At 68.5% G+C, this 21,307-nt stretch carries 20 protein-coding genes and 1 tRNA gene; 11 read left to right on the forward strand and 10 right to left on the reverse strand.

Annotated features, from left to right (window positions below; genetic code table 11):
• Positions 1 to 41: 41 nt before the first annotated feature.
• Both ACAG20_RS01435 and ACAG20_RS01440 read right to left on the reverse strand, forming a co-directional pair.
• Positions 42 to 851 (reverse strand): CbiQ family ECF transporter T component, encoded by an 810-nt coding sequence (locus ACAG20_RS01435; RefSeq protein ID WP_370491266.1) that lies wholly within the window; start codon positions 849 to 851, stop codon positions 42 to 44.
• Positions 848 to 2,854 carry a DUF2232 domain-containing protein gene (locus ACAG20_RS01440; RefSeq protein WP_370491411.1) on the reverse strand — a complete coding sequence of 669 codons (2,007 nt, stop codon included), beginning with the start codon at positions 2,852 to 2,854 and terminating at the stop codon, positions 848 to 850. Before ACAG20_RS01440 ends, ACAG20_RS01435 begins: the two co-directional genes overlap by 4 nt.
• 137 nt (positions 2,855 to 2,991) lie before the next feature.
• On the opposite strand from ACAG20_RS01440, the gene ACAG20_RS01445 reads away from it, so the two are divergent.
• From ACAG20_RS01445 to ACAG20_RS01455, 3 genes are all read left to right on the forward strand, one after another.
• Positions 2,992 to 3,441, forward strand: a complete 450-nt coding sequence (locus tag ACAG20_RS01445) for a MarR family winged helix-turn-helix transcriptional regulator (RefSeq protein WP_112686794.1) — start codon at positions 2,992 to 2,994, stop codon at positions 3,439 to 3,441.
• Between the two features lie 183 nt (positions 3,442 to 3,624).
• Positions 3,625 to 5,433, forward strand: coding sequence for a putative bifunctional diguanylate cyclase/phosphodiesterase (locus ACAG20_RS01450; protein WP_370491412.1), 1,809 nt, complete (start codon positions 3,625 to 3,627; stop codon positions 5,431 to 5,433).
• A gap of 418 nt (positions 5,434 to 5,851) precedes the next feature.
• Positions 5,852 to 6,217 (forward strand): PAS domain-containing protein, encoded by a 366-nt coding sequence (locus tag ACAG20_RS01455; RefSeq protein ID WP_013828518.1) that lies wholly within the window; start codon positions 5,852 to 5,854, stop codon positions 6,215 to 6,217.
• Between the two features lie 4 nt (positions 6,218 to 6,221).
• On the opposite strand, the gene ACAG20_RS01460 is transcribed toward ACAG20_RS01455, so the two are convergent.
• From ACAG20_RS01460 to ACAG20_RS01470, 3 genes are all read right to left on the reverse strand, one after another.
• Positions 6,222 to 6,899, reverse strand: coding sequence for a TetR family transcriptional regulator (locus ACAG20_RS01460; protein ID WP_370491267.1), 678 nt, complete (start codon positions 6,897 to 6,899; stop codon positions 6,222 to 6,224).
• Positions 6,899 to 7,585, reverse strand: coding sequence for a TetR family transcriptional regulator (locus ACAG20_RS01465; protein ID WP_370491268.1), 687 nt, complete (start codon positions 7,583 to 7,585; stop codon positions 6,899 to 6,901). Before ACAG20_RS01465 ends, ACAG20_RS01460 begins: the two co-directional genes overlap by 1 nt.
• A gap of 254 nt (positions 7,586 to 7,839) precedes the next feature.
• The gene (locus ACAG20_RS01470) at positions 7,840 to 8,976 is read right to left on the reverse strand and encodes an esterase-like activity of phytase family protein (RefSeq protein WP_370491269.1); all 1,137 of its coding nucleotides are present in this window, start codon (positions 8,974 to 8,976) and stop codon (positions 7,840 to 7,842) included.
• 52 nt (positions 8,977 to 9,028) lie between these two features.
• Between ACAG20_RS01470 and ACAG20_RS01475 the strand changes: the two genes are divergently transcribed.
• Both ACAG20_RS01475 and ACAG20_RS01480 read left to right on the forward strand, forming a co-directional pair.
• Positions 9,029 to 10,978: an acyl-CoA dehydrogenase gene (locus ACAG20_RS01475; RefSeq protein WP_370491270.1), complete on the forward strand. Its 1,950-nt coding sequence runs from the start codon at positions 9,029 to 9,031 to the stop codon at positions 10,976 to 10,978.
• A gap of 60 nt (positions 10,979 to 11,038) precedes the next feature.
• Positions 11,039 to 11,434, forward strand: coding sequence for a hypothetical protein (locus tag ACAG20_RS01480; protein ID WP_013828513.1), 396 nt, complete (start codon positions 11,039 to 11,041; stop codon positions 11,432 to 11,434).
• 16 nt (positions 11,435 to 11,450) lie between these two features.
• On the opposite strand, the gene ACAG20_RS01485 is transcribed toward ACAG20_RS01480, so the two are convergent.
• A tRNA-Asn gene (locus tag ACAG20_RS01485) sits at positions 11,451 to 11,526 on the reverse strand.
• A gap of 130 nt (positions 11,527 to 11,656) precedes the next feature.
• Here ACAG20_RS01485 and ACAG20_RS01490 point away from each other — a divergent pair.
• Positions 11,657 to 11,911, forward strand: a complete 255-nt coding sequence (locus ACAG20_RS01490) for a hypothetical protein (protein ID WP_370491271.1) — start codon at positions 11,657 to 11,659, stop codon at positions 11,909 to 11,911.
• 119 nt (positions 11,912 to 12,030) lie between these two features.
• Here ACAG20_RS01490 and dnaG read toward each other — a convergent pair whose 3' ends face one another.
• Positions 12,031 to 13,926 carry a DNA primase gene (dnaG, locus tag ACAG20_RS01495; RefSeq protein WP_370491272.1) on the reverse strand — a complete coding sequence of 632 codons (1,896 nt, stop codon included), beginning with the start codon at positions 13,924 to 13,926 and terminating at the stop codon, positions 12,031 to 12,033.
• Between the two features lie 83 nt (positions 13,927 to 14,009).
• Here dnaG and ACAG20_RS01500 point away from each other — a divergent pair, with 83 nt between their 5' ends.
• A complete protein-coding gene (locus ACAG20_RS01500) occupies positions 14,010 to 14,807 on the forward strand; it encodes a sensor domain-containing protein (protein ID WP_370491273.1) in 798 nt (265 codons plus the stop codon).
• 8 nt (positions 14,808 to 14,815) lie between these two features.
• Here ACAG20_RS01500 and ACAG20_RS01505 read toward each other — a convergent pair whose 3' ends face one another.
• The gene (locus ACAG20_RS01505) at positions 14,816 to 16,078 is read right to left on the reverse strand and encodes a deoxyguanosinetriphosphate triphosphohydrolase (protein WP_370491274.1); all 1,263 of its coding nucleotides are present in this window, start codon (positions 16,076 to 16,078) and stop codon (positions 14,816 to 14,818) included.
• Positions 16,079 to 16,215: 137 nt separating this feature from the next.
• Here ACAG20_RS01505 and ACAG20_RS01510 point away from each other — a divergent pair, with 137 nt between their 5' ends.
• Entirely contained in the window at positions 16,216 to 18,216 is a 2,001-nt protein-coding gene (locus ACAG20_RS01510; RefSeq protein ID WP_370491275.1) for a TPM domain-containing protein, read from the forward strand.
• Here the strand turns inward: ACAG20_RS01510 and ACAG20_RS01515 are convergent.
• Positions 18,213 to 18,872, reverse strand: a complete 660-nt coding sequence (locus ACAG20_RS01515) for a hypothetical protein (RefSeq protein WP_205868886.1) — start codon at positions 18,870 to 18,872, stop codon at positions 18,213 to 18,215. The two genes, ACAG20_RS01510 and ACAG20_RS01515, sit on opposite strands and share 4 nt — an antisense overlap.
• On the opposite strand from ACAG20_RS01515, the gene ACAG20_RS01520 reads away from it, so the two are divergent.
• Positions 18,873 to 18,995: a hypothetical protein gene (locus ACAG20_RS01520; protein ID WP_370491276.1), complete on the forward strand. Its 123-nt coding sequence runs from the start codon at positions 18,873 to 18,875 to the stop codon at positions 18,993 to 18,995.
• Here the strand turns inward: ACAG20_RS01520 and ACAG20_RS01525 are convergent.
• Complete coding sequence (locus tag ACAG20_RS01525; RefSeq protein ID WP_370491277.1) at positions 18,982 to 20,391, reverse strand: glycine--tRNA ligase; 1,410 nt, start codon at positions 20,389 to 20,391, stop codon at positions 18,982 to 18,984. The two genes, ACAG20_RS01520 and ACAG20_RS01525, sit on opposite strands and share 14 nt — an antisense overlap.
• A 148-nt stretch (positions 20,392 to 20,539) precedes the next feature.
• Between ACAG20_RS01525 and ACAG20_RS01530 the strand changes: the two genes are divergently transcribed.
• Together ACAG20_RS01530 and ACAG20_RS01535 are read left to right on the forward strand one after the other, a co-directional pair.
• Positions 20,540 to 20,896, forward strand: coding sequence for an ArsR/SmtB family transcription factor (locus ACAG20_RS01530; RefSeq protein WP_370491278.1), 357 nt, complete (start codon positions 20,540 to 20,542; stop codon positions 20,894 to 20,896).
• The gene (locus tag ACAG20_RS01535) at positions 20,893 to 21,300 is read left to right on the forward strand and encodes a Fur family transcriptional regulator (RefSeq protein ID WP_112686766.1); all 408 of its coding nucleotides are present in this window, start codon (positions 20,893 to 20,895) and stop codon (positions 21,298 to 21,300) included. The genes ACAG20_RS01530 and ACAG20_RS01535 overlap by 4 nt, the downstream gene beginning before the upstream one ends.
• The last annotated feature ends 7 nt before the right edge of the window (positions 21,301 to 21,307 follow it).

Below are 21,307 nucleotides of genomic sequence, written 5' to 3' on the forward strand. Positions count from 1 at the left end.
GAAATGTCCGAGTAGCGACCTGCGTGAGCGTGATCTCGCGGCTAGCCCACCGTGCTCAGCACCGTCAGCTCGAGGGCCAGCGACACACCGCAGGTCACGGTGACCAGTGCCAGCGCCACCGCATCGGCCAGCTTCGGCCGCGCCGGCGATGCCGAGATCTGGCCGATGCCACCGCGAGCGGTGATCGCATCGCCCATCTCGTCTGCGCGGCGCAGCGTGACGGTGATGGCCGCGGTGATCAGGTCGATCGCCTCACGAGCCCAGCGGCGTCGACGTTCCCGGCGGGTCCGCGGCCGGGTCTTGGGACGCAGTCCGCGAGCGGCGTAGAGCACGCGGAACTCATCGATGAGCATCGGGAAGGCGCGCAGCGCAAGCGCCAGCGCTACTGCCCACTCGTCGACCGAAATGCGCAGTAGCCGCAATGGCCGGCCGAGTGTGGCTACCGCGGGCGCGATTTCGGCGACGTTGGTGGTCCACGACACCATCGCGCCCAAGCCCAGCAGCACGATCGACAGCGCGGTGATCCGCAGGAAATTCAACAGTCCGCCCAGACCGGCCGGTTCGCCGCCGGCCATGGCGGCGGTGGCACCGCCGACCACCAGCAACACCCACAGCCAGCGCGGTACCGATGGCAGGGCGCCTCGCGGTATGCGGGCAACCCGGGCCGCGGTGAACACCAACAAGCCCACCGCACCGATCGGCACCCAGCCCGGATAGAAGGTCAGCAGTACCGAGATAGCGAAGACGACGAGCAGTTTGGTTCCTGCCCACAACCGGTGCACGACGGAGTCGCCGGGCACCGGGCGCAGCAACACCACCGGGCGTGGGTTTCGGCGTGCCTCCCCGGTCATGCCGCACCCGCCGGTGCCGACACCATCACACCGTCTTGCAGGTGCAGGGTCCTGGGACACAGTTCGCCCAGCCCGGCGAAGTCATGCGAGATGACCACCACGGTCAGGCCGGTCTCGCGCCGCAGGCCCTCCAGCAGCCGCAGCAGCCCCAGTCGGCTGGTGGCGTCCAGACCGGCGAGCGGTTCGTCGAGGATGAGGGCCCGCGGCGAACGGGCCAACAGGCCCGCCAGCACCAGTCGACGCATCTGGCCGCCACTGAGTTGGTCGATGCGCCGGCCGGCCAGCGCCGCGTCCAAACCGACGGCCGCCAGCGCGGCGCTGACGCGGGCGTGGTCGTGCGGTGAGAAGCCGGCGGCCGACGCCACCTCCAGACCCACGTGGCTGCGCATCAGCTGCAGCCGGGCCGCCTGGAACGACAGCGCCACCGCCCCCACCTGTTCGTCGGCCGGTCGCCCGCCGAGCAGGCAGCGGCCGGTGGTGGGCGTGGTCAGGCCGGCCATGATCCAGGCCAACGTCGACTTGCCGGAGCCGTTGCCGCCGTGGATCAGCAGGCCGTCTCCGTCGTCAACGGTGAAACTGATGTCACGCAGCGCGGTCTTGGCCCATGGGGTGCCGCTGCCGTATTCGTGTCCGACACCGATCAGTTCGAGCACCGGGCGGCCACTGCGCCCGGCGGTGGCGCCGCCGGACGCCGCGGCAGGAACCTCGGCGGTCTCCACCATGGCGGTGTTGTCGCGCGAGCCGGACAGATCGATGACCCGGTCGGCACTGCCGACTTCATCGTTGTAGTGGGTGATGTGCACCAGGGAGGTGCAGCGCCGTTCGGACGAGCCCGCCAGCCCCGAGAGCACCCCCAGCAGGACTTCACGCCCCTTCGGGTCGACCATGCTGGTGACCTCGTCGGCGATCAGCAGTGCCGGTTCGCGGGCCAGGGCCGCGGCCACCGCCAAGCGCTGCAGCTCACCGCCGGACAACCCGCCGGTGTCGCGCTCGGCGAACCCACTCAGACCGACCTCGCCGAGGAGTCGGTCGATGTCGGTGGTGGCCCCCGCGGGCAGGCCCCACACCACGTCGTCGGCGACCCGGGTGCCCAGCACCTGGCTCTCGGGATGCTGCATCACCACTGCGGTGCCGCCGGGCGCGCCCAACCCGACCGCTCCGGGGCGCTCGACGGTGCCTGCGGTGGGCGCACGCCCGGCCAGCAGCAGCATCAGGGTGGTCTTGCCCGAGCCGTTGGCCCCGGTGACCGCGACGTGTTCGCCCGCGTGGACTTCCAGGCTCACCGGCCCCAGGGCGTCGTGGTTGGTCTGCGGATAGCGAAAGCGCACCTGATTCAGCCGCACCGGGACCGGCGCTACCGGCCCGCTCTCGGCCGGCAGGTCCAATTTGTGCACGTCGGGAACGCCGCGCAGCCGGTCGAGCACCCGCGACAGCGCCCACCAGCCGAGCAGGGACACGATCATCACGCTGATCGTCGACTGCACCAGCAGGAGCCACTGCCAGTAACGCAGAACCACGGCGAGCAGGCCGGTGAGGTCCGCCGCGGCCCGCTGGAATTCCGGCAGCGGGACCTTGTCCATCGCGGCGGCGACGCCGTGCACATTGGCGGTGATCGCATCGAAGATCAGGTGGCGCAGCCGCGACAGGACGGTCAACGCCGCCACGGCGGCGGCTCCGAAGATTCCGCCGGCCACCGCAGAGGCCACGACCACGGTCGGCAGGCCACGGCGGTGACGCTTGATGACGCCGGTCAACCCGCCGATGTAGGCACAGTTCACCACCGTCATGAAGCCGCCCATCCCCGCGATCAGGAACGCGATCGTTGCGGCGGCCACCGTGGCGGCAGTCAACACCCGAAACCGGTGGCGGTAGGCCAGCAGGCCCATCGGCACCGTCCCGAGCAGCGCCAATCCACCGGCAAAGGGCACGACGACCGCGATGATCGCCGTCGCCGCGCACAACGCCGCCATCACCGCCGCCTGCGCGATCTCGACGGGCCGCATCGACCGCGCCCGAACTCGGCTACCACCCTGGCCGGTCTTCGTCACCCGTCGATTCTGCCAGCCGCTCCGGAAACCCCCCGATACGCGGCCGCGGCGAGATGATCCACTTGTGTCCACTCTTGTGCCATACTCGCGCGATGGCAGCCCCCGCCCACATCAGCCTGGGAGCCGACCTGCTCAGCGTCGTCGCCCGCCTCAACCGCGTGGCCACCCAGCGGGTCGCCCTGCCGATTCCCGGTGCCCAAGCCCGGCTGCTGTCCACCATCGAGGATCTGGACGAGGCCCGTATCTCCGATTTGGCGGCGGTCGACCACTGCTCGCAGCCGACGATGACCACCCAGGTGCGGCGACTCGAGGACGCCGGACTGACCACCCGCACCCCGGATCCGCAGGACGCTCGCGCGGTGCTGATCCGGATCACCGAGAAAGGCGTGCAGACCCTCGACCAGGTTCGCCGCGACAGGGCCTCGGCGATCGACCCGGAGTTGGACCGGCTGTCCGCGGAAGACCGCCGGACGCTCACCGAGGCCGTCGAGGTGTTACGGCGTTTCCTGGCCGAGATCGCTCCGAGCAGACCGGAGCGCTAGCAGCCGGTTCAGCTGAGATGTTCCAGCCTGAGCGGTTTCGGAATATGCTCACTGCGACATCAACCCGACGCGAGCCCAGGCGTGCTGCGGCCCGTGCGGTTCCCGCGCGGGGCTACCGGTCTTCGGGGGAAGGACATCGTGGCGGATAGATTGGCGCTGGTCACTTCGATCGCCGCCCAGCTGATGGCCACCACGCCGGCCACGGCGCCCGCCGTCAGCGAGCGGGTGCTGCAGACGCTGGTGGAGCAGCTCAACGTCGACGCCGGATTCCTGCGCCACAACGACCACGAGATCCGGGCGTCCAAGCTCGTGGCGGAGTGGCCGCCGCGTACCGATCCACCCGACCCGGATCCGCTGGCGGTTGTCTCGTTCACCACCGCCGATCCGGTCTTCACCACCTGCGCGCACGGCAAGCGGGTGGCGGTCATCCGGCCGGAACCGTCGGAGTCGGGCTATGTGCGCCAGATGGCGATCGATCATGCGATCGAATCACTGTCGGTGGCCACCGCACCGCTGATCTCGGGGCCGGTGACCACCGGCATGCTCGGCCTGGTCAAGTTCCGCCGGCCCAAGTGGCGGCCGGAAGAACTCAACACGATCGAAGCGATCGCGTCGCTGTTCGCGCAGTTGCAGGCCCGGGTGGTCGCCGAGGAGCGGCTGCGCTACCTGGCCGACCACGACGACCTGACGGGGCTGCACAACCGGCGCGCGCTCGTCGCTCATCTCTCCGACCGGCTGGTCGCGGGCAATCCCGGCCCGGTGGGCGTCTTCTACATCGACCTGGACCGGCTCAAGCCGATCAACGACTATCTCGGGCACGCCGCCGGCGACTGGTTCATCCAGGACTTCGCCCGGCGTCTCCGGGCATATGCCGGGAACCGCACCATGACGGCCCGGATCGGCGGTGACGAGTTCGTCGTCATCCCGGACTGGCCCATGTCGATGGCCAGCGCAGAGACCTTCGCCGATCGGCTGCAAGGTGCCCTGCGGGACAAGGTGGAGATCCAGGGCCATACCGTGACCAGCACGGTCAGTGTGGGCGTGACCGTGGGGCTACCGGGCGAGGACACCAGCGCGGGCCTATTGCATCGCGCCGACGAGGCGGTGCTGGCCGCCAAACGCGGTGGTGGTAATCAGACCGTCAGCTCCACCGATGACATGTCGCTGAAGAGCTTGTTCCGCAAGGACATCGAGCTGCACCTGCAGGGCAAGATCGACGACGAGTCACTGTTGCTGTACTACCAGCCCGAGGTCGACTTGTGGAGCGGGGCGATCGTGGCGGTCGAGGCGCTGGTGCGGTGGCGGCATCCGACCCGCGGGTTGTTGCTGCCCGGCTCGTTCATCAGCATCGCCGAATCCGCCAACCTGGCCGACGACCTGGGCCGGTGGGTGATGCGCAGTGCGTGCGCGGAATTCAGTTCGTGGCAGGCCAACGGCGTCCGGACCAACGCCACCCTGCGCATCAACGTCTCGCCGGTGCAGCTGGCCGCCCGCGGATTCGTTCAGAACGTGGTGGACACCGTCGAGGAGTTCGGTCTGCGTCCGGGGTCGTTGTGCCTGGAGATCACCGAGCGCGCGGTGGTGCAGAACATCGAAACCACCCGGCGCACGCTGGCCGAGCTGCGCGAGGCCGGAGTTCAGATCGCCATCGACGACTTCGGCACCGGCTACGCCGTGCTGTCGCATCTGAAGGATCTGCCGGTCGACACGCTGAAGATCGATACCGTATTCGTGCGGGAATTGGGCGTCAACGCGGGCGATCTGGCGATCGTGCGGGCGATCATCGCACTTGCCGAGGCGTTCGGACTGCAAGTGGTCGCCGAGGGCGTGGAGACCTCAGCTGCCGCGCTCACCTTGATGCGTCACGGATGCCACCGCGCGCAGGGCTTCCTGTTCTCGCGCCCGGTGCCCGGCGCCGCCGCGGAATCAATGCTGGCGTCGCGCTGGATGGCCATGCCTTTCCTGGCCGACAGCCAGGCTTTGGTGATCTGAAAAGAACAACGCCCGGTAGAACGCGGCACACAACCGCACCCCCGGCTGCCGGCCGGCGAGCTCTGCAGCCGGTGCGGTGCACCAGCGCGTCTCGGCGTACGGCGGCAATCGGCGGTGCGGACCCCTCGAGGTGCCCCGGGCGAAGCTGTGGGAGGAACTCACCGGCGCCGGCCACGGCGCGCGCTGTCGCGCACCCCTGCCTTGCAAACCAGTCCCTCGCATAAATGGAGATAGTACATACCTTTCGTATGATGTCCAATCCTTACAAGACCGGTCGTTAGGACTTGTGTGGCACACGGTGCGTCGACGGCCACACGCCGGGCCGCCGGGACCGGCAAGGATGCCCGCGAGCAGGGCCACGCCCGTCATAATCAGATGCATGGAGCGACGGCGAAACGCGCACACCCCCCAGACCCCGATGGAGACGCTGCGGCAGTTGCCGGCCCTGGTCGCGCTCGAGCGGATCCCGGTGCCCGTGCTGGCGATCGCCGACGACGGCACCATCTTGTTCGCCAACACCGGCTTCGCCGGCATGCTCGGCTACACCCAAGAAGAAGTGCTGGCCCTGGAGTTCCGGCAGATCTTCGGCGAGGTGCCGCCAGCTGAGGAGTCCGCATTGTCGGTAATGCACTCATTGGCCAATCTGGTTGTCTCCCTGGAACATCGGGATGGTTCAACGGTGCGGGCCCTGATGAGCAAGTCGGCGCTCGAACGTGCCGACGACCGGGTTGCGCTCGCCACCTTCCAAGACCTCACCGAGCAACTGTGGACGGACGAGCGATAGCGCCTCAGTCGACGGCGGCCGAGTCCTCGCCGCCGCCCCCGGGTCCGGGCTCGGCCTGGTAACGCAGCGACTCGCGGGCCAGGAATTGCTGAAAGTACGCCAGCGAGTCCGCCGCGACGATCGCGGGCAGCAGCATCTCCCACATCCGGGTCAATCGGGCGATGCCGTCCGCGGCGCTCGACAGCAGCCATGTCCCGAGCATCGCGCCGGTGATCGGCTCGGCGACCAGGGCGGGATCGAGGCCCTCGCGCAAATCCCCCTCGGCGATTGCGCGTGCGGTCTGGGCGGCCACCGTCGCCGCCCATTCGTCGGCGACGTCACCGCCCAGTTCGTTGGATTCCGACAGTGCGAAAACCAGGTGGCCCGCCGCCCGCGCCTCTTTGTCGACGGCCAGCACCGCGGTGACGGCGAACATGCCGTGGATCATGCCTTCCAAGGCAGGCGACGACGGTTGGCACATGTTCCGGAAGGTGCTCAGCATGGTGCTGAATCCACCCTCGATGATGGCCATCACCAGTGATTCCATCGAATCGAAGTGGTGGTACAGGGCGCCTTTGGTCACTCCCGCGCGCTCGATGATCGCGGTTCGGCCGGCGGCGACGTAGCCCACCTCGCCGAATACGTCGATGGCTGCGTCGAGCAGCTTCCGTCGGGTCGCCTCGGATCGAACCTGACGTGCCATCAGCCCGCCCGGTCGTCGGCCGCGGTGGGGTTCTCCGACGCGGTCTTGATGGCCAGCGCGGTGCGCCGCCGGATGAACTGGAGGAAATAGTCGATACGGTCGTCCGGCACCAATCCGGGCAGCACGACGATAAAGCCCCGCTCGATCTGCCCCAGGAACTGTTCGGGATCGTCGAGATCGCCCGCCTGCCGCAACCCCAGGTACAGCGCCACCAGCATCCGGGCCACATCCTGCGGTTCCTGCTCGACGATGTCCCCTTCGGCGACTGCGCGTTCGGCCACCACACTCAGCGCTTGGACCGCATTGTTGAGCACCGTGGTCTGCAGTCCTTCGCCACGACCGACAACCGGAAGAAGATGCAGCACCGCGCGCGCGGTGTCGCGACAGATGTCTTCGACCGCCATCAGATAGCCGACGTCGATCAGGGTTTCCAGGCCGGAAAGCTTCCGGTCGACCAGCGACTGTACCGCCGCGCCGGCCCTGGCGAGTTGTTCGTCGATGACGGCAAGTGCGAGAGCATGCTTGGAGCGGAAATGGAAATACATTGCGCCCTTGGTCAATTCCGCTTCCGCGAGGATATCGTCCAGGCCGACGTCGTGATAGGGCCGCTGGGCGAACTGGTGCGCAGCGGCGCGGATGATCTGCTGGCGCGTCGCATCGGCGCGCCGGTCGGTGGAGTCAGCCAACGCGCGATCTCAGCCTCGTCACTGACCGGCAGTCGTACCGCATTGCGCTAACGCTATCAGGGCACTGTGCAAATTAAACCTTTTCGATACCCGCAATCGCCAATAACGAGAGCCGGCATTCGGTGAATATCAATTAGCGGCTGCCGGGTTACATTTGGTCTCCCAGGTGGCCGGCCTGCCCCCGATGATAGTGCCCATCCAAGCGGGTGGTCTCCGGCCCGGGTCGTTCCTCGCCGGTGCGTCGCCAGATCGACTCAGCGTGCGGGCATCGCGAGCACCACGAACTGCGTCAGCTGGCGCGGCGAGAAGTTGTCGTCGCTGACGAGCACCAGCGTTTGACGCCCGTCGGGCAGCTTGGGGCCCAGCGTGATCCCCTCGATGTTGTCCAGCGGTTGCAGGCCGGGTGTGGTCGACAGGTCGGCCACCAACGTCTTGACCATCGGGGTCACGGCCGCCTGAGCAAGGGCCGGCACGCCCAACACATCGGTGGCGTCCCCGATTTCGGCGCGGAACAACCGCACCGTCGGGCGCACGCTGAACGCCCGCTCGATCACCAGGAACGCGGTGTCGGACAACGCCACCAGGTCGGTCAGACCGTTTGTCTCGGCGGGGGCCGTGGCCGGCTCCAGCGGATAGGCGTATTGGGCGAACGGCGCGGCCGAGTCGGCGCCCGGGTCCACGCGGTAGGCGGTGATGCGGGTCAGCGCGCCGCGGCCCTGATCCGGCAGGGCGCCGTCGTCGTAGCCGGGTCCTTCCATCGCGGCGAACAGCCACCGGCCGTCCGGGCTCAGTGTCAGCCCCTCGAGCGTCATGTTGCGGCGCGGCCCGGTGCGTTGCGCCGACATCACCAATTGCGGTGGCGTGGTCAACCGGCCGAGATAACTGCCGTCGAGCCCGGCGATCCTGACCCAGGGATCGGCCAGCACCGGACCACGCGGCCCGTCGGTGCGCCGCTCCCCCTCCGACGACCAATACAGCCGCTGCCGGCCGCTGTCGAACGCGATACCTTCCGGGTCCGGTGGCACGACCGGCGTTGAACTGTCGAACGACCGCGGTTCGAATTGCCGCCCGTGTTCGTCCAGCAGCGGGTGGACGGCCATGATCGCCACGGCATCGACGCCGCGATCGGACACCGACAGCCGTACCGTGTAGAACCGGGCCGGCCCGCTGGCCGACCGGTCGTCACTGATGACGTAGTAACAGTCCCGCTGCGAGTCGTAACTGATCCCCGACAATCCGCCCACCGTCGTACCGGCGAACACGGTGCCCGGCGCCAGATGGGTCTGGCCCAGGTATTCCAGTCCCGACGCCGCGGCCGGCGCCTCGCACGGTCCGCAGCCGGCGGCGAGGATCCAACACAGCGGCAACAGCCGGGCCAGCTTCCAACGCACACCGTCATTTAAACCCGGTTTACCGGCCGCCCGGCGCGGCTACCGTGCAGGGGTGACCATCTCCGCAGCTCTCTGTGACGCTTTGGATGGCCGTTGGCGCGCGGTCAAGAATCGGGTCCGGGCCACCCTGTCCGATGAGATATTCCGCCCGCATTACACGCCGAACACGGTGATTGCGCGCGCCAAGGTCGCCGAACAGCTCAGGATCATGGCCGGCACCGGTGTGGCCGCCGACAGCTTCCGCAAGGAACACGGTGGAACCGGTGATGTCGGCGCGGCCATCACCATGATCGAGATGCTGGCGATGTCGGATCTGTCGCTGATGGTCAAGGCCGGCGTGCAGTGGGGGCTGTTCGGCGGCGCCGTGGAAAACCTGGGCACCGAGCGCCACCACCGCGCCTACGTCCAGAAGATCATCGACCTGGACCTGCTGGGCTGCTTCGCGATGACCGAGACCGGCCACGGCAGCGACGTGCAGGCGCTGGAGACCATCGCCACCTACGACCCGGCGACCGAGGAGTTCGTCATCGATTCGGCCACCGACACGGCCCGCAAGGACTACATCGGCGGGGCGGCCGAAACCGCCACCGTCGCGGCGGTTTTCGCCCAGTTGAGAACACCGGGCCCGGGCGGCGAAGAGCAAGGTCACGGCGTGCACTGCTTCCTGGTGCCGATCAGGGATGCCGAGGGCAACGACCTGCCCGGCGTCACCACCTCGGACTGTCACTACAAGGGCGGTCTGCCCGGGGTGGACAACGGTCGCATCGTCTTCGATCACGTCCGGGTTCCGCGCGAGAACCTGTTGAACAGGTATGCCGATGTCGACCCGGACGGCAGTTATCGGTCATCGATCGAAAGCGACGGCCGGCGGTTCTTCACCATGATCGGCACCCTTATCCGCGGCCGGGTCTCGGTGGGCGGGAGCGCGGCCGCGGCCGCCCGGGTCGCGCTGGACATCGCTACTCGATATGCCTTGCAGCGCAAGCAGTTCAGCGCGCCGAGCGATGACGGTGCCGAGCACGAGGTGCTCATCATGGACTACCTGGTACACCAGCGCCGGCTGCTGCCGCTGATCGCACGGTCATACGCGCTGCAGTTCGCTCAGAACGAACTGGTGAGCAAGTGCCATGACCTGCAGACCGCCGACGACCCCGACCCCGAGGAACAGCGGGAGTTGGAGGCGCGGGCGGCCGGGCTGAAGGCCGCCAACACCTGGCACGCGTCCCGGGCGATCCAGGAGGCGCGCGAGGCCTGCGGCGGCGCTGGCTACATGGCCGAGAACCGGCTGATCGCGTTGCGCGCCGACACCGACGTGTTCACCACCTTCGAGGGCGACAACCACGTGCTCACCCAACTGGTGGCCAAGCAACTGTTGACCGCCTATGCCGACGACATCGCCGGCATGAGCCCGGTGGACTGGGTGCGTTTCGCCGCCGAGACGGTCAGCGACCGGGTGCTGAAACGTACCGCCGCAGAGACGATCATCCAGACCTTCGTCGACGCCCGCCAAGACAGCGAGGAAGAAGGCAGTCTGTTCAACCGGGGTACCCAGTTGCACATGTTCACCGACCGCGAAGAATATCTGCTGACGTCGGTGGCGCGCCGGTTGCGGGCCAAGTCCGAGGAGATGAGCGACTTCGACGCCTTCAACGCCGTGCAGGACCACGTGCTGCACGCCGCGGCCGCCCACATCGATCGGGTGGTGCTGGAGGCCTTCGTCGCCGGCATCGAGTCCTGCCCGGACCCCGAAGCCCGCGAGCTGCTGGAACTGGTGTGCGACCTGTACGCGCTCAGTGTCATCGAGGACGACAAGGCGTGGTACATCGAGCACCGCTACCTGTCCACCGATCGGGCCAAGGCGGTGACCCGCGGCATCAACGACCGGTGCCGGAAGTTGCGGCCGCACGCCGAGACCCTGGTCGACGGGTTCGGCATCCCGGAGCAGCTGCGATACGCCGAGATGCTGCATCCGGAACACTTGGCAGAGACTGCCCGCCGGTGAATCCACCGGCCGACCGTCATAGGCTGTCCGCATCGATGCTCAAACAAAGGAGTACCAACCATGGCGTGGTTCCTCGCGCTGAATGCCACACCGACCAAGGGCGTCCAGGCACCGACCTATGAGCTGCAGGACTCCGCCGACATCGAGCGGATTACCGAGGAGATGGCCAGCTTCGCCGCCACCGACCGGGCGGTGGCGGTTCCCGCCGTCTTCAACAACGGCCGGCAGAAGGTCACCCTGTATGTGCGGCCGGCCGCCTGGGGCGCGTGGGCGATTTACGAGCTGACCGACGAAGAGCGCCGCGAGATGATGGCCAACAGCCCGCTGGTCAGTGCGCTCGCCCAGGCCCGCGCGGCTCAGCAGCAGCAGTCCCAGTCGCAGCAGACGCCCCCGATGTTCGCACCGCAGCAGCCGCCTTCGCAGGCCGGTCCCTCGGTGATTCCCCGGCTGGACTGACGCCGGTACGACGTGGTGGCTCCCCCGGGTGGACTCGAACCACCAACCCTCCGGTTAACAGCCGAATGCTCTGCCAATTGAGCTACAGGGGACTGCTGTCCGCGTGGACTTGCACGACTCTAGCGCATCCGGACAGCACCGCCTCCCGACGGGGGTCGCACCCAAACGCGCCGCCGTTGCGTGAGGCAGGATGGAAACACCGCACGATGTAGGGAGCAGCATTTGATCGGGTACGTCGTCGTGATGGGCGTCGGCTACGTGATGGGCACGAAAGCCGGCCGTCGCCGCTACGAGCAGATCGTCGGCACCTACCACGCGCTGACCAGCAGCCCGGTCGCCAAATCGGTGATCGATAAGGGACGGCGCAGCATCGCCAACCGAATCCATCCCGGCCAGAAGATGGTGACCCTGACCGAGCTGGAGGACGGCACGACGGTGCTGCGGCCCGAAGACCCGGACGAACCCGGCCCGCGCTGATTCGCTCAGGCGGTACCAGTGGCGCCTGACCCGCTGCACCCGACCTACGGCCGGCCTTGCGATCAGGCGGTACCCCTCGCGCCTGACCCGCTGCACCCGACCTACGGCCGGCCTTGCGATCAGGCGGTCAGATCGTCGCCGCTGGCCTGCTCGAGCAGACTGCGCCGGTAGGCCTCCATCGCGACCAGGTCCCCGAACAGGGCGTGGTATTCGTCACTGTGTTCTGCCGGTGACATGCGCTGCAGCTTGGACTTGACCTCGGCGATCTGCCGGCCCACCCAGACCTCCTGCAACCGGGCCAGCACCCCGCCGATGTAGCGGGGCAGTTTCTCGTCGTCGACGCGGATGGACTCCACGCTCAACTCGTGGATGAGACCGATCGTCAGCGCCGAGGTGGTCTGCTCGCGCACCGTCTCGATCCACTGCGCGCCCGCGGCCGCCCCGGCGGTTCCGCCGGCGGTGTCGATCGCCGAGCGCACCGCCGCGTAACCGGGGTGAGTGAAACTCTCCACCGTCAGGCTGTCGAACACCGGCCCGGCCAGCGCAGGGAACTGCAGCGCCGCCTTGAGCGCCTCCCGCTGCGGCCACAGCGTCGGATCGGCCGGGTTGGGGCGCGCCACCGGCGGCTGGGCGGCCGCCGCGGCCGACGTGGTGGACATGCGCTTCGCGGCGCCCCGGGAACCCTTGGCCGCGGCGCGCACCCTTCCGATGACCTGCGCGACGTCGTCCCATCCCACCCAGCCGGCCAGTTGGCGGGCGTATTCGTCGCGCAGCGTCGGGTCCTTGATCTGGGCGACCATCGGTACGCAGCGACGCAGCGCGGCGACCCGGCCCTCGGCGTTGTCCAGGTCCATCTCGGCCAGCGCGGTGCGGACTGCGAACTCGAACAACGGAGTTCGGCGTGCCACCAGGTCGCGTAGCGCCTCGTCGCCGTGGGCCAGCCGCAGATCGCACGGATCCATGCCGTCGGCGGCCACCGCGACGAACGACTGTCCTGCCAGTTGTTGTTCACCCTCGAGGGCCTTGACCGCCGCCGCACGCCCGGCCGCGTCGCCGTCGAAGACGTAGATCAGCTCGCCCCGAAAGAATTTGTCGTCCATCATCAGTCGCCGCAGCATCGCCAGGTGCTCGTCGCCGAAGGCGGTGCCGCACGACGCGACGGCGGTGGTCACCCCCGCCAGGTGCATCGCCATCACATCGGTGTAACCCTCCACCACGATGGCCTGGTGCCCGCGCGCGATGTCCCGTTTGGCCAGGTCGAGACCGAACAGCACATTGGACTTCTTGTACAGCGTCGTTTCCGGGGTGTTGACGTACTTGGCCTCCATCGGGTCGTCGTCGAACAACCGGCGGGCGCCGAACCCGATCACCTCCCCCGCCGAGGACCGGATCGGCCACAGCAGCCGACGGTGAAACCGGTCCATCGGGCCGCGGCGTCCCTCCCGGGACAGCCCTGCGGCCTCCAGCTCCTTGAACTCGAAGCCCTTACGCAGCAGGTGTTTCGTCAAGCCGTCCCACCCCGAAGGGGCGAACCCGCAGCCGAACCGCTGGGCCGCGGCGGCGTCGAAGTTACGTTCGGTGAGGTACTTGCGCGCCGGTGCGGCCTCGGGGCTGCCCAACGCCGCGGCGTAGAACTCCGCTGCCGCCGCGTTGGCGGCGATCAGCCGGCTGCGGCCGCCGCGCTCGCGCTGGATGTTGGTGGCCGATGCCCCGGTGTAGGTGATGGTGTGGCCGACCCGGTCGGCCAACAGTTCGACCGCCTCGACGAAGCTGGCGTGCTCGATCTTCTGCACGAATGCGTAGACGTCACCACCCTCCCCGCAACCGAAGCAGTGGAACAGGCCGTGGTTGGGCCGGACGTGAAACGACGGCGACTTCTCGTTGTGGAACGGGCACAGGCCCTTGAGCGAGTCGGCTCCGGCCCTCCTGAGCTGGACGTAATCGCCGACCACATCCTCGATCCGGACACGCTCGCGGATGGAGGCGATGTCGCGATCGGAGATACGGCCGGGCACCGGGTCAGTCTAGAGTGCACCGCCGGTCGGCCAACCCCGATGTTTTAAGCTCGGTCCGTCAACGTCGAGGTCCGGGAGCGCCCATGAGTCTGTCCGAGCAGCCAACGGCGGCGAAATCCAAGCGACCTCGCCTCCTGCTCGCGATCGCTGTCGTGGTGCTGGCCGTGGTGGGGCTGGTGATGTGGCTGGGCTCGCCCGACCGCTCCCGCGGCGCCGCATCGGGTATCACCGGCGAGACCGTCAAGCAGGTCCTGCTCGACGGCGCCGAGCTCACGAAGATGCTGGACCAGCCCTTCACCACGGTCACCGGGCCGCCGGCCTACGGCGGTCTGGAGGCGATGGAGGACTCGTCGGCGCCCGGCGAATGCGTGGGCGTCGTGGACGTCGCACCAAAGAGCGTGTACGCCGGGGCCGACGTGCAGAGCTACGCACGCGAGACGTGGATCGACTCCGAACCCCACCGGGACGGCTTCACGCCGCTCACCACCCGGGTGATGTTCGTCAAGGAGGCCGTGGTCGCGCTGCCCAGCGAGGCCGACGCCCAGGAGTTGTTCGCGAGCTTCGCCGACCAGTGGAAGCGCTGCGACGGGCGTCCGGTCGACACGACCGACCCGGTTTCGGGAGCGCAGCCGCACCTGCACGGCACCGAAATGCACATCACCGACGTGCGGGTCACCGATGACGTGCTGGCGGCGTCCATCGTGCTCGACAAGAGCCCCAAGGCCCCCGACACCCGGGCCATCGGCGTGCGCGGCAACTACATCGTCGGGGTACTGATCGCGTTCACCGGCACCGAGAACGCCACCGGTTCCGCCGATCCCCAAACCAGCAGCATCCAGGCCGTGCAGGCGATGATGGACAAGGTCACCGAACTCAGCTGAGGCGCCACTCAGCCCCCCGCGAGACGCTCCAATCGCCCCTCGGTGCACGACGCGATCTGATCGATGATGACCCGCAGCCGCGCGCCGTCGTCCGCGGCGGCGACGAACGCCGGGACGAAGATCGGATCCAAGCTCTCCGGTGCCCCGGCAAGCAGCCGGTGCGCGACCTCGTGAATCCGCTCACGCTGGACGGCCTGAATCTTGCGGTGCTGATCTTCGGACATGATGAACTGCACCGCAAGGGTTTTCAGCACGGCCACTTCGGCCCGAACCAGTTCAGGCACCTTAAGGTCGGCCTGGTAGCGGGTCAGCGGCCGGCGGCCGGCGGTGGCATGGGTAGCGCTGATCGCCGCGGAGGCGAACCGACCGACCAGCTCACTGGTGAGTCGCTTCAACGCCACGGACGCCGACAGCGTCACCACGAATTTGCCGTAACCGGCGACCGCGGCCACCACCGGCAGTTCGGTGAGTCGTTGAGCCGCCGCCGCCAGATCATGCTCGCCGTCGGGATCGCCGAGCCGCGCCAGTTCGGCCACCGTCGAGGCGTCACCGAGCACCCGCAGGTCGATGCGGCCCGCGATGACACCGTCTTCGACGTCGTGCACCGAGTAGGCGACGTCGTCGGCCCAGTCCATGATCTGCGACTCCAAGCAGACCCGGTCCTCCGGCGCGCCTCGACGCATCCATTCGGCGGCGGCCCGGTCGTCCTCGTAGAACCCGAACTTGGTTCGGGCCGGGCCGTTTTCCGGCCGTCGCGGCCACGGATATTTGGTGACCGCGTCCAGCGCCGCCCGGGTAAGGTTCAGTCCCGCGCTTGCACCGTCCGGCCCCAGGACTTTCGGTTCCAGGCCGGTCAGGATGCGGAAGTTCTGCGCATTGCCTTCGAATCCGCCGCAGCCGGAGGCGATTTCGTTGAGCGCTTGCTCGCCATTGTGACCGTACGGCGGATGCCCGATGTCGTGAGCCAGTCCGGCCAGGTCGACCAGGTCGGGGTCGCAGCCCAGTCCGATCGCCATCCCCCGCCCGATCTGGGCCACTTCCAGCGAATGGGTCAGCCGGGTGCGCGGCGTATCGCCGTCGCGGGGTCCGACGACCTGGGTCTTGTCGGCCAGCCGGCGCAATGCGGCGCTGTGCAGCACCCGGGCCCGGTCCCGGGCGAAGTCGGTCCGGTGCTGGCCGGCGGTTCCGGGCAGGCCGGCCGTCTTCGACGGCTCCGCCACGAGGCGATCGCGATCGTGCGCGCCGTAGCTGTCGTATGAGTTCATGGCCACCGGCGCCAGTCTATTTAGCGCGCGCCCATTTCGATGACACGCCAGCCCGAAGCCCGGCGCCGCGGCGCCCGAGGCCGCGCCCAGGCCGGCCGCAGAATTCCATCGCTCGCCCAGGGATCGCATATACATTGACCAGCATGCGAATCACGCGCCTGATCAGCGCCGTCCTGGCGATCCTCACCGCCGCGCTGCTCGTGGCGCCGAGCGCCGCAGGGCAACCACCGCTGCGGCTGCCCAGTTCGATCACCGACAGCGCCGGGGTGCTGTCGCCATCCGACCGCGCCGAGGTGCAGGCCGCGATCGACAAGCTCTACGCCGACCGGCACATCCGGCTGTGGGTGGTCTACGTCGAGGTCTTCTCCGGGCAGACCGCCGACGGGTGGGGCCGCAGCACGGCCCAGCTCAGCGACCTGGGCAACAACGACGCCCTGCTGGCGGTGGCCACCGCGGACCGCAGCTATGCGTTCCTGGTGTCCAACGGCATCGCCGAGATCAGCACCGGCAAGGTCGACGCCCTGCGGCGCAACCAGATCGAGCCGGCCCTGCACCGCGGCGACTGGGCTGGGGCGGCCGCTGTCGCCGCCGAGGGATTGGACGCGGCGGCAGCTCCAGCCGAGGTGAACTGGGCGCCGATCCTGATCGCGCTGGCCGCGGTGGCGGCCGCCGGCGTGGCGGTGTGGCTGGTGGCCCGTCAGCTGCGGCGTAGGCGGCACGCCGCGGCGCTGGCCGCAGCCCGGCGCGTCGACCCGACCGATCCGAATGCGCTGGCCGCCGTGCCGGTGTTCGCACTGGATGCGCTGTCGCGCGAGAAGGTGGTCGAGGTCGACAACGCGGTGCGCACCAGCGCCAACGAGTTGCAGCTGGCGGTCGATGAGTTCGGGCAGGAACGCACCCGGCCGTTCGCACAGGCGGTCGCGAGCGCAAAGTCCGCCATGGAGCACGCCTTCACCGTGCGTCAGCAACTCGACGACGACATCCCCGAGACACCGGCCCAGCAGCGCGATCTGCTGACCGGGGTGATCGTCACCGCCGCCAAGGCCGACCGCGAACTGGAGACGCAGCGAGCCTCGTTCGAGCAGTTGCGCGACCTGGTGCTCAACGCAGCGGCACGCCTCGATGATCTGACCCAGCGGCTCGTCGAGCTGACCGGGCGCATTCCGGCCTCCGAGCAGCACCTGATCGAGTTGCATCGCGAATTCGACGCCACCGCACTCAGTTCGGTGGCCGGCAACGTCAAGACCGCCCAGGACCGAGCGGCCTTCGCCGAACGCAACATCACCCGGGCGCGCGGGCTGGCCGATCATCCGGTGACCGGCGGGCAGAGCGAACTGGTGGACGCGGTGCGGGCCGCGGAGTCCGGATTGGGCCAGGGCCGGGCGCTGCTCGACGCGGTGGACAACGCCGCCCGCGACATCCGCCACGCGGTCGCCACGCTGCCGGAGGCCATCACCGACGCCGAGGCCGGCATCGCACAGGCCAATGCGCAGCTGCAGCGCGGCGCGGGCCCACACCGCTCCGAGCTGGCGTCGGCCCGCGACACCGCGGTCAAGGCTGTTGCCGCCGCGCGGGCCAGCGGAGATCCGCTGGGGGCGTTCACCGCGTTGACCAAGGCCGACGCTGATCTGGACCGGCTGCTGGACACCGTGGCTGAGGAACGCGCGGCCGCCGAGCGACTGGCCCGCACGCTGGAGCAGGCGCTGTTCACCGCGTCGTCGCGGATCCGCGCCGTCTCGGATTACATCGACACCCGCCGCGGCAGCGTCGGCCCGGAGGCCCGCACCCGGCTGGCCGAGGCCCGCCGCCGGCTCGAGGCCGCCCAGGACAAGCGCAGCACCGACGTCGCCGGCGCCATCAGCCAGGCCAACGGTGCGGCCACCCTGGCCGCCGCGGCCCAATCACTGGCCAAGGCCGACGTGCAGGCCGCGCAGCGGGCCTACTACGGGCGCTACGGCGGCGGCCCCGGTGGTGGCAATGACACCGGCGCCATGCTGGGCGGCATCATCATCGGCAACATCCTCAGCGGTGGCGGTATGGGTGGCGGCTTCGGCGGCGGTAGCAGCGGCGGCGGTTGGAGTCCGACCTCGTTCGGCGGCTCCTCGGGTGGCGGCGGCTTCTTCGGCGGCGGCGGCCGCTTCTAACCCCACCACCGCGAGCGTGCGCGTCCCCGCTCGACACGCCGCACAATTTCCCGGAGATACGCACGCTCGCGCCGGCAAATTCGCGCGGCGCGCGAGCGGGAAAGCTCCGTCTCAATGCGGCGCACCATGTCCCGGGATCGGCGTCGAACGTCGTCGTCGACGATGGACAGCACCGTCCACCCCACCTCCTGCAATGCCGCGCGTTTGCGCCTCTCCCGGCGCAGCGCCTCAGGGCTGCTGTGGAAGTCGAAGCCGTCGTATTCGACGGCCACTCGATACTGCGGCCAGGCGCAGTCCACCCGCCATGCCTGGAAGTTGCGGTCGATGATCGTGAACTGCAGTTCGGGCGGGGGTAGCCCGCCGTCGAGCATTCCATCGGCCAGCGGAATCAGCTCCCGCACTGTGACGATTCCCGGCCGCCCGGATTGGTGCGCCGCCGCGCGGCGTAACCGGCGCGGGTCACAGTGGCCGCTGCGCAGCGCCTTGTCGAGAACGGCCAGCGCCCGGGGGCGGCGGAGGCTGCGGGCGAATTCGATTGCGGTCCAATTGGGCTCGGTGGCGAGCCGACCGTCGATTACGGTTAACGGCACGCCGTGACGGCGATGCACCACCAACCCGTCGGACTTGCGCAGCTGATGCCCTGCCGGGTTCAGCACGTGCAGGTCGGAGTCGTCCTCGGTGTCGAAACCGTACGCCGCAGCGGCGGTGCCAAGGCAGACCGCGACTTGTTCACCGGCGCGCAGATCCAGGCCCGCCAGCCGGAGGTCAGCAGCCCTTGAGGCGCACGGCCAGGTAGTCGGCCACCGAGTCGATGGCCACCCGCTCCTGAGCCATGCTGTCGCGCTCGCGCACGGTGACGGCCTGGTCTTCGAGGGAGTCGAAGTCGACGGTGATGCAGAACGGGGTGCCGATCTCGTCCTGGCGACGGTAGCGCCGGCCCACCGCCCCGGCGTCGTCGAACTCGACGTTCCAGGACTGGCGCAACTCGGCGGCCAAGTCTCGGGCCTTCGGCGACAGGTCGGCGTTGCGGCTCAGCGGCAGCACCGCGGCCTTGACCGGCGCCAGCCGCGGGTCCAGGCGCAACACCGTGCGCTTGTCTACCCCGCCCTTGGCGTTGGGGGCCTCGTCCTCGTGATAGGCGTCGATCAGGAACGCCATGAACGAGCGGGTCAGGCCGGCCGCCGGCTCGATCACATACGGCGTGTAGCGGGTGTCGGACGCCTGGTCGTAGAACGACAGGTCGACACCGGAGTGCTTGGTGTGGGTGGACAGGTCGAAGTCGGTGCGGTTGGCGATGCCCTCCAGCTCGCCCCACGGGTTGTTCTGGAAACCGAACTTGTACTCGATGTCGGTGGTGCCGGCGCTGTAATGCGACAGCTTCTCCAGCGGATGTTCGAACAGCCGTAGCTTGTCGGCGTCGATACCGAGGTCGACGTACCAGGCCAGCCGGGTATCGATCCAGTACTGGTGCCACTCGCGGGCGGTGGACGGCTCGACGAAGAACTCCATCTCCATCTGCTCGAACTCGCGGGTCCGGAAGATGAAGTTGCCCGGGGTGATCTCGTTGCGGAAACTCTTGCCGGTCTGGGCGATTCCGAACGGTGGTTTGCGCCGCGCGGTGGTGACCACGTTGGCGAAGTTGACGAAGATGCCCTGCGCGGTCTCGGGGCGCAGATAATGCAGCCCCTCCTCGGTCTCGATCGGGCCGAGGTAGGTCTTGAGCATCATGTTGAACTCGCGGGGCTCGGTCCACTGGCCCTTGGTACCGCAGTCCGGGCAGGCGATCTCGCTCATCGGAACGTCATCGGGGTCGACCTGCTCCCCTTTTGCAAGCCGCTTGGCGGCTACCGCCTCTTGCATGTGGTCCTGGCGGTGACGCTTGTGGCAGGACAGGCATTCCACCAGCGGGTCGTTGAAGACGTCCACGTGACCGGAGGCCACCCACACCTCGCGCGGCAGGATGATCGACGAGTCCAGGCCGACGACGTCCTCGCGGGCCGTCACGACCGAGCGCCACCACTGTCGTTTGATGTTCTCTTTGAACTCCACGCCGAGCGGACCGTAGTCCCAGGCGGATTTGGTGCCGCCGTAGATTTCGCCGGCCGGGAAGACCAGGCCGCGGCGCTTGGCCAGATTGACGACGGTGTCGATGACGGACGCCACGAGGGGGTGCACTCCTGTCTTGTCGAGGCCGCGCCGGCAACGCCGACACGCAGAGCACCGACATCGTATCGATAAGCTCGGAGTTCTTTGACATGCATCATTACGCATGGAACAGTGGAGCCAGCTGAAAACGGTTTCCAACATGGGCGGAGGTGGTGGCATGGCGCCCGCAGCGTCCGGTCTGGTAGCCGATGACCACCAACACACCGGGCCCGCCTACCCGGTCACGCCGCCGCGTGAGATCCTCGACGCCGCCGGCGAATTGCTGCGGGCATTGGCCGCTCCGGTGCGCATCGCGATCGTCTTGCAGCTGCAGGAGTCGCACCGCTGCGTCCACGAACTCGTCGACGCGCTGGGGGTGCCGCAGCCACTGGTCAGCCAGCATCTGAAGATCCTCAAATCGGCCGGGGTGGTCACCGGGGAACGGTCGGGCCGCGAAGTGCTCTACCGGCTGGCCGACCATCACCTGGCGCATATCGTCATCGACGCGGTGGCCCACGCCGGTGAAGACCATTGACCGCCCCCGGGGTGCGCTCCACCCGGCAGCGCACGGCGATCTCGGCGCTGCTGGAGACCATCGACGACTTCCGTTCGGCGCAGGAACTGCATGACGCGCTGCGTGAGCGCGGCGAGAACATCGGGCTGACCACCGTCTATCGCACGTTGCAGGCGATGGCGTCGGCCGGTCAGGTCGATACCCTGCGCTCCGACACCGGTGAATCGGTGTACCGGCGCTGCTCAGAGCACCATCACCACCACCTGGTGTGCCGCGACTGCGGCGCCACGGTGGAGGTTGCCGACCATGAGGTCGAGACGTGGGCGGCCCAGATCGCCGCAGAGCACGGCTTCTCCGACGTCAGCCACACCATCGAGATCTTCGGCACCTGCGCCGACTGTAGGAAAGCCGACTGTAGGAAATAAGTAGGCC

Source organism: Mycobacterium sp. pW045 (genome assembly GCF_041287085.1).
In the GTDB taxonomy this organism is placed as follows: domain Bacteria; phylum Actinomycetota; class Actinomycetes; order Mycobacteriales; family Mycobacteriaceae; genus Mycobacterium; species Mycobacterium algericum_A.